15 protein-coding genes and 1 pseudogene are annotated in these 18,179 nt (G+C 40.8%); 6 read left to right on the top strand and 10 right to left on the bottom strand.

Annotated elements, in window-relative coordinates; genetic code table 11:
- Positions 1-52: 52 nt before the first annotated feature.
- The 8 genes and pseudogenes from FNZ24_RS10610 to FNZ24_RS10575 form a co-directional block, all read right to left on the bottom strand.
- Positions 53-538: pseudogene (locus tag FNZ24_RS10610) on the bottom strand (NADH:ubiquinone reductase (Na(+)-transporting) subunit D); the annotation flags it as partial.
- On the bottom strand, positions 538-1,332 hold the full coding sequence (locus FNZ24_RS10605) for a Na(+)-translocating NADH-quinone reductase subunit C (RefSeq protein ID WP_153914457.1): 795 nt from the start codon (positions 1,330-1,332) through the stop codon (positions 538-540). The pseudogene FNZ24_RS10610 and the gene FNZ24_RS10605, both read right to left, overlap by 1 nt.
- On the bottom strand, positions 1,322-2,524 hold the full coding sequence (locus FNZ24_RS10600; protein WP_153914456.1) for an NADH:ubiquinone reductase (Na(+)-transporting) subunit B: 1,203 nt from the start codon (positions 2,522-2,524) through the stop codon (positions 1,322-1,324). Before FNZ24_RS10600 ends, FNZ24_RS10605 begins: the two co-directional genes overlap by 11 nt.
- Entirely contained in the window at positions 2,524-3,858 is a 1,335-nt protein-coding gene (locus FNZ24_RS10595; RefSeq protein WP_153914455.1) for a Na(+)-translocating NADH-quinone reductase subunit A, read from the bottom strand. Before FNZ24_RS10595 ends, FNZ24_RS10600 begins: the two co-directional genes overlap by 1 nt.
- A 430-nt stretch (positions 3,859-4,288) precedes the next feature.
- Positions 4,289-6,364, bottom strand: coding sequence for a TonB-dependent receptor (locus FNZ24_RS10590; RefSeq protein ID WP_153914454.1), 2,076 nt, complete (start codon positions 6,362-6,364; stop codon positions 4,289-4,291).
- 196 nt (positions 6,365-6,560) lie between these two features.
- Entirely contained in the window at positions 6,561-7,070 is a 510-nt protein-coding gene (luxS, locus tag FNZ24_RS10585) for an S-ribosylhomocysteine lyase (protein ID WP_153914453.1), read from the bottom strand.
- A 295-nt stretch (positions 7,071-7,365) separates the two neighbouring features.
- Positions 7,366-7,665 (bottom strand): BolA family protein, encoded by a 300-nt coding sequence (locus tag FNZ24_RS10580; RefSeq protein WP_153914452.1) that lies wholly within the window; start codon positions 7,663-7,665, stop codon positions 7,366-7,368.
- A gap of 152 nt (positions 7,666-7,817) precedes the next feature.
- On the bottom strand, positions 7,818-8,456 hold the full coding sequence (locus tag FNZ24_RS10575) for an alpha-ketoglutarate-dependent dioxygenase AlkB family protein (protein WP_153914451.1): 639 nt from the start codon (positions 8,454-8,456) through the stop codon (positions 7,818-7,820).
- A gap of 252 nt (positions 8,457-8,708) precedes the next feature.
- Between FNZ24_RS10575 and FNZ24_RS10570 the strand changes: the two genes are divergently transcribed.
- A complete protein-coding gene (locus FNZ24_RS10570; protein ID WP_153914450.1) occupies positions 8,709-10,421 on the top strand; it encodes a sensor domain-containing diguanylate cyclase in 1,713 nt (570 codons plus the stop codon).
- A 48-nt stretch (positions 10,422-10,469) separates the two neighbouring features.
- Here the strand turns inward: FNZ24_RS10570 and FNZ24_RS10565 are convergent, their stop codons facing one another.
- Positions 10,470-10,811 carry a winged helix-turn-helix domain-containing protein gene (locus FNZ24_RS10565; protein ID WP_153914449.1) on the bottom strand — a complete coding sequence of 114 codons (342 nt, stop codon included), beginning with the start codon at positions 10,809-10,811 and terminating at the stop codon, positions 10,470-10,472.
- 277 nt (positions 10,812-11,088) lie between these two features.
- On the opposite strand from FNZ24_RS10565, the gene FNZ24_RS10560 reads away from it, so the two are divergent.
- Positions 11,089-11,922: a PH domain-containing protein gene (locus tag FNZ24_RS10560; protein ID WP_228768449.1), complete on the top strand. Its 834-nt coding sequence runs from the start codon at positions 11,089-11,091 to the stop codon at positions 11,920-11,922.
- Positions 11,915-13,513 carry a PH domain-containing protein gene (locus FNZ24_RS10555; protein ID WP_153914448.1) on the top strand — a complete coding sequence of 533 codons (1,599 nt, stop codon included), beginning with the start codon at positions 11,915-11,917 and terminating at the stop codon, positions 13,511-13,513. Before FNZ24_RS10560 ends, FNZ24_RS10555 begins: the two co-directional genes overlap by 8 nt.
- A gap of 132 nt (positions 13,514-13,645) precedes the next feature.
- Here FNZ24_RS10555 and FNZ24_RS10550 read toward each other — a convergent pair whose 3' ends face one another.
- Entirely contained in the window at positions 13,646-14,077 is a 432-nt protein-coding gene (locus FNZ24_RS10550; protein ID WP_153914447.1) for a universal stress protein, read from the bottom strand.
- A gap of 447 nt (positions 14,078-14,524) precedes the next feature.
- Here FNZ24_RS10550 and FNZ24_RS10545 point away from each other — a divergent pair, with 447 nt between their 5' ends.
- The 3 genes from FNZ24_RS10545 to FNZ24_RS10535 all read left to right on the top strand — a co-directional run bounded on the left by FNZ24_RS10545 (position 14,525) and on the right by FNZ24_RS10535 (position 18,093).
- Positions 14,525-15,949 carry a coniferyl aldehyde dehydrogenase gene (locus FNZ24_RS10545; protein ID WP_153914446.1) on the top strand — a complete coding sequence of 475 codons (1,425 nt, stop codon included), beginning with the start codon at positions 14,525-14,527 and terminating at the stop codon, positions 15,947-15,949.
- A gap of 161 nt (positions 15,950-16,110) precedes the next feature.
- Positions 16,111-16,815, top strand: a complete 705-nt coding sequence (locus FNZ24_RS10540; RefSeq protein WP_153914445.1) for a TetR/AcrR family transcriptional regulator — start codon at positions 16,111-16,113, stop codon at positions 16,813-16,815.
- A gap of 183 nt (positions 16,816-16,998) precedes the next feature.
- On the top strand, positions 16,999-18,093 hold the full coding sequence (locus FNZ24_RS10535) for an alkene reductase (protein WP_153914444.1): 1,095 nt from the start codon (positions 16,999-17,001) through the stop codon (positions 18,091-18,093).
- Positions 18,094-18,179: the final 86 nt, after the last annotated feature.

Raw genomic sequence — 18,179 nt, 5'->3', positions numbered from 1 at the left:
ATTATTTGGCGTTGAAATCCTAAGCAAAGTCTCTGACGGTGGTTGGTACMACGCCAAATAATGAACCGTTACCAAATAGCTCACGGAAGAAGCCAACTGATAATAGGATTGCACCGTAGCCTAAGCCGTTACCGATACCGTCCATGAAGCTCATTAAAGGAGGTGTTTTCATCGCATAGGCTTCTGCACGACCCATTACAATACAGTTAGTAATAATCAAACCAACGAATACTGATAATTGCTTCGCAACGTCATAGGCGTAAGCTTGCAATACTTGGTCTACCACAATTACTAATGAAGCAATGATGGTCATTTGCACAATAATACGAACACTACTTGGAATGTGATTACGTAAAATCGAAATAAATAAGTTCGAAAATGCCGTAACCGCAGTCAATGCTAATGTCATTACGATGGCTGTTTCCATTTTAGCGGTAACAGCTAGCGCACTACATACACCCAAGATTTGCAACGCAATTGGGTTATTATTAATGATAGGTCCAGTTAGAACCTGTTTAAGTTCTTTAGCATCAGCCATTAGCTCAGTCCTCCATTGCGTGCTTTTTCGATAAAGCGTGCAAAACCTTCTTCACCTAACCAGAACGTCAGTGAATGCTGAACACCATTACTTGTTAGTGTTGCACCAGATAAAGCATCAACACCATGAACTGAAGAAGCAATAGTTGGGATCTTAGTGACTTGAATAGCTAACTCGCCATTGTTGTCATAAAGTTTCTTACCTTGCCACTTAGCAACCCATTGTGGGTTTTGAACTTCACCACCTAGACCTGGTGTTTCACCAGAACCTGTGAAGTCGTAATAAACTAAGCTACGAATAGTATTCATATCAGGTTCAACGGCTAAGAAAGCAAACATGGTTGACCATAAACCGTATCCTTTAACAGGAATAATCACAGTTTGTAGTTCACTGTTGTCGTCTTTAACAAGATAAACAACACCTTGGTTTGCTACACGCTTAACTGATGCAATATCATTTTCAGGCTTGAAAGATGTTGCTGGAGTACGCGCTGCTTTTTCAACATCAAAAGTATCAGCATCACCCTCTACAAAGTCACCAGTTTTTAAATCAACTAGGCGAGCTTCTACATATTTATTGTATGTGTCGATGATAACTTCTTTCTCTACTTTACCGGCTTTAGTATCTACTAAGCCTGCAGCTTCAAGAATGTACTTTTGCTTATCTAGCAATTTATTTTGCTGTTGAGTTGGCTTTAATAATACTGCTGCTGTCGAAACAAACATTGAGCAAACAAAGCACAGACCAACAACTACAAATAATGTTTTGCCGATTGATTCTTTATTACTGGCCACGAGAAATCCTCCGCTTAACATTTGCTTGAACCACAAAATGGTCAAATAAAGGTGCGAATAAGTTAGCGAATAGAATTGCTAACATCATGCCTTCTGGGAATGCTGGGTTAATAACACGAATAAACACAGCCATGGCACCAATCAGTAAACCGTAAGCCCATTTCGCATTATTAGTGAATGACGCAGAAACTGGGTCAGTCGCCATAAACATCATACCGAATGCAAAGCCACCTAAAACAAGGTGCCAATACCAAGGCGTTGCAAACATTGCATTTGTGTCGCTACCGATAATATTTAGCAGTGTAGAAACTGCAATCATACCGAGTAAAACACCAGCAATAATGCGCCAAGAAGCAATACGGGTATAAACGATAACCGCGCCGCCTAATAGAATTGCGAAAGTAGAGACTTCACCAACTGAACCTGGAATGAAACCGAAGAAAGCATCCCACCAATCTTGAGTGATACCGTATTCTAGCGTGCCCTGTGCAGCTTGGCTCAGTGCAGTTGCACCAGAGTAACCGTCAGCCACAACCCAAGACGTGTCACCAGACATGTTTAGAGGGTAAGCAAAGAATAGGAAAGCACGACCAGCTAATGCAGGGTTTAGGAAGTTACGACCTGTACCACCAAACACTTCTTTAGCAACAACAACACCGAAGGTAATACCTAGTGCAACCATCCATAATGGAATTGTTGCGGGTAGCGTTAATGCAAACAAGATAGAGGTAACGAAGAAACCTTCGTTAACTTCATGGCCACGTACAGAAGCAAACAATACTTCCCAGAAACCACCAACCGCAAAGGTCACAGCATAGATAGGTAGGAACCAACAAGCACCGTACCACATCAAGGCCGCTATGCCAGAGTCTGCTGTTAGCTCAGTACCGAATAAGCTAAATAGGCTGACTTGCCATACATCAGGAGTAGCAAAACCAGCAATAAGCGCATCTTGAGCTTGTAAGCCAACGTTGTACATACCAAAGAACATCGCAGGGAAAGTACATGCCCAAACCGTAATCATCATACGCTTAAGGTCAAGGTTATCACGTACGTGAGTGCTACCTTTGTTTACTTTACCTGGAGTGTAAAACACAGTCGCAGCCGCTTCATAAAGGGCATACCACTTTTCGTACTTACCGCCTTTTTCAAATTGCGGTTCAATACGCTCGATAAAATCTTTCAAGCTCATTAGCCTTCCCTCTCGATCGTATCTAAACAATCACGCAGGTATGTACCGTAGTCATACTTGCCTGGACATACGAAGGTACATAATGCCAAGTCTTCTTCGTCTAGCTCTAGTGCACCCAGTGTAGCTGCACCATCGTAATCACCAGAAACTAAATCACGAAGTAACATTGTCGGTAAGATGTCTAACGGAACAACACGTTCATAGTTACCAATCGGTACCATTGCACGGTCAGAACCACCAGTACTTGTGGTCATGTTGAACAGACCTGTACGGTTTAAGTGACCTAAGAAAGCACGAGTGATAGAGAACTTATCGCTGCCAGGCATTGCCCAACCGAATAATTCTTTTTCAGTCCCTTCAAGCAACAAACTAATTTGTTGATGATAACGACCAAGGTAAGCGTGAGGACCTGCTGCTTGACGACCACTTAATACTGAACCTGAGATAACACGAACCGTATTACCTTCAACTTCACCAGCAGTGATTTCAGTAGTGCTTGCACCTAGAACCGTACGAATTAAACGCGGGTTCTTAGCTTGAGGGCCACCAATAGCGATAACACGTTGAGTGTTAAGTTCGCCTTGAGTAAATAGCTGACCGATTGCAATCACATCTTGATAGCCAACATGCCACACTGTACGTGTTGCAGATGCAGGAAGTAAGTGATGAATATGAGTACCCACAAGGCCTGCCGGATGTTTACCAGCAAACTCTTCAACTTGAGCATTCCCAGAAGGAATGTCTGCACCAGGCGCTTTTGCAAGGAATACTTTGCCTTCAGTTAATTTGGCAAGCAGGGTTAAACCGTTTGCAAAATCTTCTTTATGCTCAGCAATCACAATTGCAGGATCTGCAGCTAGTGGTTGGGTATCTATAGCGGTGACGAAAATACCAGCGGCGACAGAGTCAACTGCAGGTACTTTACTGAAAGGGCGAGTACGCAAAGCTGTCCATAGACCTGATTCAATCAAGTTCTCTTTGACAACAGCTGCATCTAACGTGTTTAAAGCGTCTGCGTCGTATTGAGTAAAGCTGACTTTCTCGTCACCTTCCACTTCAATAACAACCGACTGAAGTACACGTTTCGCACCCCGGTTAATTTCTAATACAGTCCCACTAGCTAAAGCAGTATATTTTACGCCTAGGTTTTTTTTATCTTCAAAAATAACCTGGCCTTTCTTAACTTTATCGCCAACCTTGATTTTCATCGTTGGACGTAAGCCAATATACTCTTCACCCAAAGTGGCGACATTCTTAATGGCTGGGCCATTATGGATAACTTGCTCTGGGCCACCTGCTAGAGGTAGTTCCAATCCTTTCTTTATTGTAATCATATCCACAAGCACTACGTTTGAAGGAAAGACAATGCGCCGCGTTCCTACCCAAAAAAAACAAAGTGTTAACAAACACTTCAGTGTTGAGCTAGCGCAGATTTATCACGGAAATGCGATCGCAATCACGCTGGTCGCGCGCATTTTACCCCAAAATGTGCGCTATCGCCACGAAAATAATAGGTGATTGAAATTTATGATTGTTCATTTTTAAACAATTGCACCTATTTAGGGTGTGGAAAAGACTGATATTAAGCGAAACGATGCAATAACTCAGTAACATGAGCACTATAGCATTAATTTTAAAAGAATTAATACAAGAAGTGGTTTATCGTTTTATTAACAAATGTAGCAATTAGCATAGGCTAAAACAGCCTATGCTAAAGCACTTTTAAAACAGTAAGGTAGGCAAAAAAGACGAGATTGTATTTTTTTAGAAACGGCCTTGATAACCAATGTAGCTCAACATTTCACCTTGAGAACTGATCCCTAAAGTCGATTGTTGGCTCACTAAATCTTCATCTAAAACATTTTCGACGCGAACATAAATTTCATGAACCTCAGAAAGATGATAATTGGCGGCAATATCCACTTTCCACTGGCCATCAATTTGCTCACCACCATTAAATGCGGTCGCATAACCTAGTTCAGATTGATATAACCCTTGCGCCATAAAACTAAATGAACCAAAGATAACACCACTGCTTAAGGCGAGTTGTTGTTCAGGCACCCAAGGTAACTGTTCACCTTCCACATAAAGTCCAATTAAGTCATTAGTGCCTGATTCACCAAATTCTGCTTGGCTATATTGATATTGAACTGAAATCGGAATGGCAAAGCTGTCAAATGCAAACTGGTAGTCCGCTGAGAAATCTACGCCATTCACTGACACGTCTTCGATGTTCTCTTGAACATAACGCTGTGAATAGTCACACGCCATGTTCCACATACAGCTAATATGCTGATTATCAAAATCTTGCATATAAACGTTCATACCAAGGTTTAGCTTATCCGTTTGGTAAGTTAAGCCTAATTGATAGTGCATCGACTCTTGAGCTTGTCTTGTGGCATTACCCGCCGCTGCTGCGCTCCAAGCTTGTTTGGCAGCTAGTGCCGCTTTCCAAGAACCTGTGGTATAGGCAATTTCAAGTGATGGGATCCAGCCCTCATCGGAAAAATCAGCCTCTTCAATTCCGTAAGCTTCGGTACTCACTTCACGAGTGGTACTGACGTTTTCAAAGGCAAGGCCTAAATTAAATGACAAGGCGCCATAATTTAACTTTGCATCCGCAGTGGTAGTGAATACATTGACGTCATCAACGTACGCAAGCACTGCTTTATCAATATTAATGCTAGATAGACTTCTATCGTCACTCCATAACCAATCTTGTTGGCCAAACTTCATTTCAGCTTTATCCGAATGATAAAGTGCACCGTAAGTCACTTGATGCTCACCGTACTGGCTCGTACCTTCAGTTTGTAATCCATAACCAGCGTAATGATTATCTTCCAACATTGAAGAAAGGTTACTTGTGCCAACGGGGTTTGCGTCAAAGTCGGCAATGGCTTGTAACTCGCTAAGACCAATAAAGGTACCGTCTAAAGCATTAAGCTGGGCTTTTTTCTCATCGTAAGATTGATAATAAAAGTCAGACACCATTTGTGTGCCACCAGTTAAATCGACAATATGGCTCACTTGATACTTATGACGTTTACCTTCTTGCTTGTCATTTTGAGTCGCTGAGTATCGTGTTCCTGGGCTTGCAATCCAATCTTGTGCTGTTAACCCCAAATTTGAATAACCGCTATCAGAGTCTGTGTACTGGTACATAAATTCGGTTTGTTGCGGATTACGCGCGCCAACTAAGCTATCAGCATTAATCTTAAACATAATGTCTGTTTGCGTTTGCTCGTTATCAAAGCCGCTAACAAATCCTGCTTCTTCTGCGGTATTTTGATAATCCACCGCTAACATCATGCCGTACTCTTTATTCAAACCACTGGCAATAGCACCAACGTGGCCATCACCGTTCTCATTGATTTCAATATTGGCTCTTCCGCCAAGTTCTTCAGAAGTAATTTGCGCACTGGTGTAATTAACATGACCAAATGATCCCATGCCGCCTTTAGTCACATCCGTTAAGCTCAGTGTAGAGATTTTACTTTGCAGGGCTAAATTGGGTTGTAGCACCAGTTGAGGCGCAGCATAAGGAGAAGGAGAAAAGCTGACACGGTCTTGTGTGATAGCAACACCATTCATAGCGCCGCGATGCACAACTTCAGTGGCTTGACCATGACTACTCGGTAAAACAGTCATACCAGAAAACGCTAAAGGGATTGTGCTATCTCGGTAATGTAATGGAGCCGTCTGCGGCTGGGTTAGCACAACGGTATTGTTTGCTTCATCCATTGAGGCAGTAACTGAGGTTGCTGCAAAGCTTGGACCTGAATGACAAACAAAAAGCACAGCAGAAGCAATTACAGACAAGCTGAATTGACTTTTAGACATGATTAACTCCCAAAATACATCACCAGCATCGTTAAATTCGATACTTTATTGTTATGAATAACATCCTATTATCAACTGATAACAATAACGTTTTCACACAAATAAGAACAGTATTTTAATAAATAATTAACCACTTAAAAACAAAGCGGCCTAAGCCGCTTTTTATTGCACTATATCTAGCTCACTCACTGATGCCTTAGAGCGTACCTAATATGTCTTCGCTTAGCTTAAGGTCATCATTACGATTGACACTTACACCAGCACCGATAATAGCACGTGCAATATCTTGCGCTTGCTCAAGCGAGTGCATTTCAAAGGTGCCACATTGATATTCATTTAATTCAGGAATTTCTGTCTGCTCAACGACATTTAACACATCTTCCATAGCAGCTAACCAAGCATCTGCAACCGTGCGCTCAGACGGCACACCGATTAAGCTCATGTAAAAACCTGTACGACAACCCATTGGCGAGATATCAATAATCTCAACACTGTCACCATTTAAATGATCACGCATAAAGCCAGCAAATAAATGTTCTAGTGTATGAATACCACGTTCACTCAAGATGTCTTTATTAGGAGCACAAAAACGTAAGTCAAATACCGTAATGGTGTCGCCCTTAGGTGTGCTCATGTGTTTAGCTACACGAACTGCAGGAGCTTCCATACGTGTATGATCAACGGTAAAACTATCAAGTAAAGGCATTACACATTCCTTAAGGTTGGTAAAAATTCTGCTTGGCATCATAGCATCAAAATTAAAAGCGAACAGCTAAGCAAAAAGTCTGAGGTGATTCATGGTTACCAGTCAAAGATGTCAGGCACATGACAAGCAGGTTAAAAAGGCAAAATAATATGGCTAATTCAACTCTATATAAGAGCCAATTACTGGAGTATCTGCTGCGGCATCACAGATAAATACTAAGCAATAAAAAACCCCATACAAAGATGAGGTTTAAGGGACAAGATTAATTTTTTCGACGTTTGAATCGCTGATAAAATTAGCCTTTACAGTTAGGTGTTTTAGGCACTGCTTCAAGTGCTTGCCACTCTTCTTTGGTGTAAGCATTTATTGATAAAGCGTGAACACCATTAGCCAGTTCTTCGGCTAAAACACCATTGACAGCGCGATGGCGGGAGATGAGACGTTGCGACTCAAACTCATCACTCACAACAACCACTTTAAAGTGTGTTTCTGAGTTAGGTGGTACGTGATGACGATTACTTTCGTTCAACACATCTAGATGGATGGGGCTAAAAGACTGGTTCAGTTTTTGGGTTATCACTTGTTCAACTGACATAACAAACTCTTTTTATCTACATCTGAAAGGGTGAAGACTACTGTTTAACGTTTCAAAAATCAAACCCGCTTCAATTCAATAAGAGCTGTTTGGCAAAAAATTGTTACAACACAAACTTGCTCACTTTTCATTCCAATTATTCAACATGAAAGTTAATCATGAAAGCCTTTGATTAACTTTCGGAAAGTATAATTGAGTCTAGGTTGAGTCACTTTCATCCGCTTAGGTACACTGTGTTGCCAATTTTGTTGCATGTCGCCATGCATGATAAGCAAATCTCCCGAGGCTAATTCAAAGCTTTGCTTTTTTTTAGTGAGCTTATGCCTTAATACAAAGGTCCGTGTTGCACCTAAACTGATAGAAACTATGTCGCTGTTTGGTTCGATTTCGGCTTCATCATCACTATGCCAGCCCATGCTATCTAGGCCATTTTTATAGCGGTTCACCAACACGCCATTAGTATCGATACCAAATTGCCCCAATAATTGCTTTCTCAGAACTGTTAAACCTTCTGGCCAAGGCGTTGGTGTCACCAGTAAAGAGGAATAACGATACGCGCACCTTTTATCTGCAAACCACACCTGGCTTCGCGGTATTGGATGCTGTTTACCAAATACCGTTATTTCTGGCTGCTCAAACGGATAATTTAACGACTCCTTAAGTAAAGCTTGTTGCTGCTCTATATCTAAAAAGCCCCGAATAAAAGTAACTGGCGCAGTACTATTTTCAGACATGGAACTGAGGGTTTTATCATCTTCATCTGACAGGAAACCTAAGCCAAGTTGCCTCATATATTATTACCTGTTGATTTATAATGTATTTGAATTTTGACAATCTCACTTTTGTGACTAATTCTTTAGTATACAAATAAACATTTTTACATATTTTTAATGTTCAGCTTGATTATATTATGAGAATCTAAATTTCGGTAATGCAGTTACCGCCTCTAGCGCTAGTCACCTGCTCAGGCGTTTAAGAGTGCCTTTGGGCTATAAATGGAATTGCAGCGTGAACAACATAGATAATGGTATTTTATCGCACTTATGAAATGGATATGCATTCTAGCTGTTAGCTTATTATTTTGGTTGAACTTAAACCCAGCTCACGCTGAAGTCTTACACTTATCTGAAAACCACCCTGCTCCAATCGGCTATTCACTTTCAAAGTTTGTTGAGCAAGAAAGACTCAATGCTTCTCAAGCCTATGAAATTTACAAAAAAGGCCATTTTACTCCCGTTAGCCAAAGCATCAGTAACTACGGTATTAATGCTAAGCCCATATGGCTTAGTCTTACCATTGAAAGTGATGCACTAGAGCCAGTTAATAGAATACTTCATGTTGATAACTATTGGCTCGATGAAGTCAGTGTCTTTTGGTTTAATGAAGACAAAATTGCCCATTTTGAACACCAGGGTGACTTATCGCTTTTTTACCAGCAAACCACAATGCAACCGAGCTTCAATTTCAATTATCAATACCCTCCTGGTAAAACTAACGTGCTCATTAGAGTACAAACACCTGATCCCATGGTGATCCCCATTTACTTGTTCAACCAAGCAGAAATGGCACAAAAAAGTGCATTTAATAATTACAGTTATGGTTTCTTCTACGGCGCCATTACTGCCTTATTAATTTACAACTTCATCCTTTTTATTGGTCTGCGGCTCAAAAGTTATTTATTTTACAGCCTGTATCTAATTAATTTTTTACTGCTTCATTTTGCCTACAGCGGCCACGGCTCATTGTGGTTTTGGCCTAACTCCCCCTTTTGGCAACAATGGTCAATCCCATTGCTCATGGTCACCTTTAGCACCAGTGGGATATTATTTGCCTGCCATTTCTTACGGCTTAAATATCAACTGCCAACCCTTAATCGTATTTTAAAAAGCTTATGTATTATTTTCCCTGCGTTAATGCTGATGGCAGTGTTACTGCAAGATAGAATACTTGGACTTATTTTTGCCTTTGATCTTATGCTGTTATTTAGCGGCTTGATGATTGTCTTAGGCGTGTTATCGCTAAACTTTGGCAATATCTCTGCTAGGTTTTTCTTAATTGCCTCTATTTCATCAATGCTGGGTGTCGCGATTACTTGCTTGGCTGTTTGGGGTTATATCCCCTTTAATAATTTCACCTATCGTGCCGCAGAAGTTGGCGTTTTTATCGATGTATTACTACTGGCACTCGCATTAACTGAACGGTTTAGACGGGTTGAGAATGAAAAGACAATTGCTGAGAAAATGGCAAATATGGATCCTTTGACCCGTTTGAATAATCGCCGCGCGTTCTATCAATTAGTCGAGCCTTTATTTACTGAAGAAAAAATACAAAAATCGGCCTCAATATTAATGATAGATATTGATCGCTTTAAAGGTATTAATGACACTTATGGACATAATTTTGGTGACACAGTTTTAGTGAAGGTGGCAGCTCTTATTAGAGATACATTACGTAAAGATGATGTGTTGGCGCGTTGGGGTGGTGAAGAGTTCATTATTTTTTTACCGCACACACAAGATCAAGAAGCCAACACCCTCGCTGCTAGACTCTGCGAAAGTATCGCTAAGCTGCCTTTTAGCCAAATGCAGCATAAAGTAAATGTCACAGCCAGCATTGGGATAGTGACCAGTTGCAGCGCCATCAATCAACTGTCGATGTTAATTGATGTCGCCGATAAACATCTATACCAAGCTAAGCGTTCTGGTCGAAATCAAATTTGTGATGGTCGCGTATCTGAGCCCAGTATGACCGGCTAATGTGCTAGCGCTAGGGCCTGTTGAGACTAAGTCAACTCAATATCAAGACTATGCCAATTCAATATCAAGACTAAGACATATTTCTTCAAGATGCGTAACGATCCATTGTGGGTTAATCGGCCCCCAATCAACAAGTTGGTAGTAGCCAGCATTATGACGTTCACCATCTTGAACAAACTTTATCTGTACGCCAATATCTAACATGGCAGCTAATGTATCTTGGATGGTTCTTCGCGGCATTTTAGTTAATTGATGTAACGATAATAAATTGTGCTGCTGGTGATGAATTAAGTGGCACAAGAATATCTTTCGTAAAAAGGCTTTATGGGCCTTTGAAATCGATTGAGGAGCGCTCGCTTGAGAAACACTTGAAGAGTTAGAAGATTCCATAAATACTATTTCCATGTTTAGATATAAACAAAGTAATAGATTGCACTTTGATTAGAAAGCAGTTTTTAGATTTAATTGTTGAAATTAGCCTATTTATCAAACTGTATATTACTCTAAGTTCAGACTGTATATTACTCTAGGTTCAGACTGTATATTACTCTAGGTTCAGACTGTGTATTACCCTACATATTAGTGCAGTTTCTCTAATTATAAATAGCGATCTTGAAGTTAAAGATTTGCCAAGAATGCCTAAACGGAAACACGATAAGGACAATCAATGACGTCAAAGTCAGACTTACCTACTTCTCCAATCGCTGAGCAGCCCATGGTCAAAGACTCTCAAGCGCCAGATGTATCAGAGCTGGAGCTTCAACAAGCACAAGAAAACCTGCAAGAAGATCCTAAAGAAGAACAGTTACAGGAGCCGCAGCCAAACGATAAACAGTTATTAGACACTTCACAGTGGACGCCTTACACCGACTTAATACTTCAAGCGGTTAATAAAAATTACCCCAAACAAGTCGCACTTCAAACTGCAGCGTTAGTGTGCATTATAATTGCCGCGGTTATGTTTATCATGAACATAAAAGAGCAAGCGGGTTTAACTCTTTCTTTAAAAGTATCTTCAGTATTAGGATTGTTTGGTTTTATTGCGGTTTATCTAATATTTAAAGCCGCAAAGAATCTTTGTTACGGCGTGCTTGAGCATGAACTTGTGGTTCGAAAAGGGCTTTGGTGGATATCAACAACCACACTGCCGTTTACTCGACTGCAGCATGTCAGCCTGTCGCAAAACCCGCTACAAAGACGGTTTTCTCTGGCAACGTTAAAGTGCTTTAGTGCTGGTAGCGGCGCGGCAGAAATTTACTTACCCGGATTACTATTTAATACCGCAGAGCACCTCAGACAGCATTTATTGAATAAAGCCACAATTCATCAATCAACATCCCATCAATTAGCATCCCATCAATCAGCATCCCATCAATTAGCATCAGAGAAGGCTAGCCAAGTAGAACAAGATACCAGCATTCAAATACAGGCTACTAACACAAATAGCGACAAAACGAGCGCCTCTTCTGAATTGACTGAGAGTGACCTAAAAGATGACTGAGCCAAACGATCCACTATCGCCGTCCAAGCAAGTCGATGCTAAAAAGCGCTTTAGCCAGTGGCAATCCCTTTCTCCTTGGTCAATGCTCAGCTTTAGTTTTGGAACTGCAAAAGCGATTTTAACCAATGGTTACGCGCTCATTCCTATTTTTTTTGCAGGCTGGCAGAATGGGTTTAACCTGCAACTAGGTATTATTGCGGCCTTAATCATGATGACTCTACTGAGCATCTTTGCCTTCATTCAATGGCGCAAATATCGCTTTAAACTCAATACACAGCAACTCAATATAAAACGCGGATTGCTGTTTACTCGTAAAGATGAGATCCCTTTTAACAAAATTCAAAATATCCGTTTTGAACAACCTTTTTATTTTAAGCCGCTTAAGCTAGGCACTTTAGTCATTGAGACTGCAGGCTCTAAAGATGATGAAGCGCACTTAGCCGCACTTAATGCCGATGATGCCGCCTTAATCAAGCAGCAGTTATTACAATTATCGCCTGATGCTAATGAATCAGCTTTAAATCAAATACTCAGCACAAATCAATCAGCAGATGACAGTGAAGTTGAAGGTCAAGCAAAAAGCAAGACTAACTCGCCTAGCATCACCCTGATTTTTAAGCGTGACTTAAAACAGTTGGTACAATTCGGGTTTTATCAAAATAATTTAATCTGGTTAGCTGTTATCGCAGGGCCAATACTAGGCCAAGTAAACTGGGAGGACATAGCTGAAATACCCGTTATCCAGCAAATTTGGACAATGATAGTCAGTTTTAGTGGTGAAAGCATCGCCTTGCAAGTTGCCAGCGGCGCGCTGCTATTTATTTTTATTTACTGTCTATTCTCACTGATATCGATTCTCGCTGCAGTATTAAAATACTATCCCTACCGTTTAGAAAAAAGACAGCAAACCCTGCAGCGTAGTGGCGGAGTGATATCCCACCAACAGGATGCATTAGCGATTAAACGAGTGCAATTACTGCATTTTTGTCAGCCAGTACTTGCACGGCTTTTTGGCGTATGGACCCTTTACTTAAAACAAGTAAAAGGCCAAGAAATAGAACAAAAAACAGCGCAACATATGCTATTACCTACCGTTAAGACAGCAGAGATTGCTTCCATATTGAATAAGATCCCTGAGTTGTCTGTAGGAAGTTATGGCATACCTAAAAAGTACCAAAGTATTGCTTTAGCATGGTTTACAAGACGTGGTTTTATCGCCTTTTTACCTGCGATTTTACTCACTGTAATTGAAGGGGTGACGGTAATAACATCAGCCATTTGGTTCGCGGCTTTAATCATAATGGGATTAACGTTTTTACGTTATAAGCAGTGGGGTTATGTCATCGAAGCTGATGCAGTTTGGCAACACACAGGCCTGTTTAGTCGCAACTGGAAAAGAATTCCTTTTAGTAAGGTGCAGCATGTATCGATAACTCAAACAAAGGGGCAAAAGAGCAAAGGCTACGCCTACCTCACTTTAGGGCTTGCTAGCGGCAGCTTAACCTTGCCCTATATCAATCAACAAGATGCGCACCTCATCGCGGAAAAATCCATGTTACGCACCAAACTTGATTCGAGTAATTGGATTTAACTAACTTTTTAACACTAAGCCTCAGTCGCCAGTCACAAGTATCAGGCCCTAGCAATGAGCGACTATATCCAAGTTGCTCAAGTTTTCACTAACAGACAATATTGGTGTTTACGGCTGTAAAGAAGTGAATTGCTACTTAACCACTAACACTGGGCAATCAGCTTGATTAGCCACTTCTTCAGCCACATTGTCATGTAAGAAATGTGCAAGACCTGTTCTGCCATGGCTTGCAATAACAACCATGCCGACATCACCACTATTGGCTTCAGCTACAATCTCTTCAATCGCATCACCGCGTCTAATGAGTGTTTCAATTGAGAGGTCTGTTTGCAATTCAGATAATAGACTACGCATTTTTTCAGCTGCTGCTTCTTCCATGCTTTGAGCTAGCTCTTCTGGCGTTATTGCCAGAATCATATAGTTTTCATCACCTAAGGGCTGATCGACTACATGTAATATACGGATCCCAACTTGATATAAATTGGCCATTTCTATGGCATAACGTAAAGCATGCGATGCGGTTTCAGAAAAGTCTGTCGGCCATAAAATATTACGTGAACGCATAGTGATTCCCTCCTGCAGATTGAAAGTCAAAAAATGATTTACCTATATGGTTCAGATAACTCATCATTCTCGATACTGCTTAAACCTATAACAGGTTAACGATACTCTATTTGAATGTACCAAATATGAATATACCAAGGTTTTTTTAAATACGCTTAATAATTACACTTATAAAATCGATATGTGTCTATTTACCTTCTATTAAGTCTTTGTAAAATCGAAATATCACAACATATTGAGTTAGCTTTCTTGTCAATTTCTCCTGCTATTAAAAGTGTAGTGTATTTCTTAAATCAGCTCCTTGATGTAGCGCAAAATGTAGCTCTAATTTTAAACAACTTGCCATTTTCCTAATAGTAAGTCATAGTAAACTGACTAATCAGTCGGTTTATTTTAACCATTATAATTTAGCAGTCATCCACTTTAGGTTTAATGCTAGGAGATCTTATGAATATGGCAGTCACTGAAAATCAGCAAACGGCATTGCAGCAGCTACTTGAACAACAACGCTGTGCATACCAGTCAATGCCAGCTCCTAGTTACCATAGCCGAATCGATAAACTGAATAAGCTTAAAGCTGGGCTACTTAAATACAGTGATCAATTCGTCAGTGCATTAGCAACTGATTATGGCCACCGCTCAAGTAATGACACCATGATTTCAGACATCATGCCGTGTATTAACAATATTAATTACACCACAAAGAAACTTAAATCATGGATGAAGCCTGACAAGCGTCATGCGGGTTTACTACTTGCGCCTTCTTCTGTGACTGTTCACTACCAACCACTGGGCGTAGTAGGCATAATTGTGCCTTGGAATTTTCCAGTGATGTTGGCTGTAGGGCCTTTGATTACCGCTATTGCAGCCGGTAATCGTGCCATGCTTAAAATGTCAGAGTTCACCCCTGCAACTAACCAAGTGCTCACGACATTGCTAGCAGAAATATTTAATCAAGATGAAGTAGCTGTTGTTGAAGGTGAAGCAGATATTGCCGCTCAGTTTTCGGCGCTGCCTTTCGATCATATGTTGTTTACTGGCTCAACGACTGTTGGACGCCATGTTATGCGTGCGGCGGCTGATAATTTAACCCCCGTGACTCTAGAACTAGGCGGTAAATCACCTGTTGTTATTGCGCCAGATATCGACATTGCCACAGCCGTCGAGCGACTCATTTATGGTAAGTGTTTAAATGCAGGCCAAATCTGTGTCGCACCTGATTACATTTTATGCCCAGAAGATAAGGTTGATGAATTCATCAGTGAATATCAAAAGCGCTTCAATAAGATGTATCCTGACTTCGCCTCTAATCCTGATTACGGCAATGTCATTAATGAACGTCAATATTCACGCTTATTAGCTGTATTGGAAGACGCTAAACAAAAAGGTGCGACGATCCACTCTGCAACCGAATACAATATTGATGCTAATGTTCGTAAATTACCGACACAATTAATCACTGCGACCAGCGATGATATGACCGTGATGCAGGAAGAAATATTTGGCCCATTACTGCCGATCATCAGTTATCAAAATATTGATAAAGCCATTGGTCATATTAACCAAAATGAGCGTCCTCTGGCACTTTACATCATGAGTTTCGATAGTGCGACACAGCTGCACATTATTCAAAACACCCATTCAGGTGGGGTTTGTATTAATGAAACAGTATTCCATGTTGCAGCAGATGACGCGCCATTTGGTGGTATTGGCCCATCAGGCATGGGCCATTATCATGGCAAAGAAGGCTTCTTAACGTTTAGTCACGCCAAAACAGTATTAAAAAGTGGCAAATTTAACTCTGGTATCTTTGTGCACCCGCCTTACGGCACAAAAATCCAAGCATTATTAATGAAGATGTTTTTACGATAAGCAGTTTTCAATAGATTGCTTGTTGATTCAATAAGCTGTTGATTCAATCTATTCATCAATAGCTTATTGTCTCAATAAAATGGAGAATGCATTCTACATAATGCTGCTCCAAACTTTTGAGTACTTTTAGAACAAGAATTAAAACAAGATTTAGGTAACCTATGGCAAATACAGTGAAGCTGACTAAGACAGACAAAAAACAGGCGATACTCGATGCCGCATTGATACTTTTTGTTGAACAAGGTTTCCATGGTACTTCAACAGCCTCTATTGCTAAAAAATCAGGGGTTGCCACAGGTACCTTATTTCACCATTTCCCCACTAAAGAAGCGTTATTAAATCATTTATTCGTATCCGTTAAGCAAGAGTTTGCTGACTCAATTACTGCCTCAATGGCCAAAGCTTCAACTGATGAAGTGGCCATTCAATTAAGTGATGACACTATTATTGGCTCAGATGAATTAAATACCAGTCAGTCTGTTTCAGCAGACGTCAATTCTTTTCATGTAAAAAATGCCGCTACCCTAAAATATAGCGCTAACCGTTTGTGGCAACATGCCATCGACTGGGCGTTACTTTATCCTATCAAGCAGCGATTCTTCTTACAGTTTTCACTGTCATCAGAGATCGATGCAGAAATCCGCTCCCAAGCCATGAGCAGCATTTTGCATTTTATTGTTGAGCTTATTGCCAAAGGTCAGCAGCTAAATATCATTGCTAATTTTCCGTTAGCCCTGATGCTCGAAAATTGTCACGGTCAATACCTCGCTGCCATTCGTTACTTTACTGATAACCCGCAATGGGGCCATGATAAGAGTCATCGTGACGCGAGCTTTGAAATGTTTTGGCGTTCAATGAAAGCATAAACCCATTAGTCCCCTTCATGATTAGCAATAAGCTAACAATAGCTGCCAACTTCAATGAGCCTCAAAATATTACCAATAATGACTTTTGCATTTTTAACAAAAGTCATTTGTAATAATTGCCATTTTTGATAGCTAAGTTTGCCGTTAAGATAACCTCAATTAGCAAATCATTGAGGAAATATCATGACTGCAGCACTCTTTAATCCTATTAAGCTTGGCCAGTTAACTTTGGCGAATAGAATCGTAATGCCTCCTATGACCCGCTCTCGAGCCAGTCAGCCTGATGATAGTGCCAACGATATAATGGCAACCTATTATGCTCAGAGAAGTAGCGCAGGACTTATCATTGGTGAAGGTACTCAAATATCACCTATGGCTAAAGGATACGCTTGGACACCCGGTATTTACTCGGATAAACAACTATCAGGATGGAAAAAGGTGACTGATGCCGTACATACCAACAACGGCATCATGTTTGCCCAGCTTTGGCATGTGGGTCGCGTGACTCACCCAGATAATATTAATCACCAACAACCGATATCTTCATCAGCCATTAAAGCTGAAAACGTTAAAGTCTTTGTCGATGGGGGTGACAATAACCCTGGTTTTGTTGATGTGGTTGAGCCCCGCGAGATGACTAAAGCTGATATACAGCAAGTTGTCGCTCAATTTAAACAAGCTGCACTTAATGCTATTAAAGCAGGCTTTGATGGCATCGAATTACACGCAGCCAATGGTTACTTAATTAATCAATTTATTGATTCTGAATCTAACCTGCGTACTGATGAGTACGGCGGTTCGCTTACCAATCGTTTACGTTTTTTAGATGAAGTGATCGGCGCAATGGCAGCAGCTATAGGTAGCGACAAAATTGGCGTTCGCTTAGCCCCCTTAACCACATTAAATGGCACGGTTGATGCGACACCAGAACTCACTTATACCGCAGCAGCAAAACTACTTAATCAGCACAATATCGCCTATATCCACATCGCTGAGGCTGATTGGGATGATGCGCCAGTGATGAGCACAGAGTTTAAACAAGCGCTTAGAGCAGCATATAGCGGAGTAATGATTTATGCCGGTAAATACACCACACAAAGGGCTGTTTCTGCCATTGAATCTGGGCTTGCCGATATGATCGCTTTTGGGCGTCCTTTCGTAGCTAATCCTGATTTGCCCGCCAGAATTAAACATGGACAGGCTTGGGCAAAACATAATCCAGAAACCCTATTTGGCGGCAATGAAAAAGGGTTAACCGATTACCCTGTTTTCTCATAATTAGCTGACACTTTTTAGAACAGTATTATCAATACGGACTCATATTGACTAGGCCCTAAGCAAATGAGTTCAGTAAAAGTTAGGAT

Source organism: Shewanella sp. TC10 (genome assembly GCF_009663145.1).
GTDB lineage: Bacteria > Pseudomonadota > Gammaproteobacteria > Enterobacterales > Shewanellaceae > Shewanella.
The sequence above is the reverse complement of the archived record's forward strand: the minus strand, read 5'-3'. Positions and strand labels throughout refer to the sequence as shown.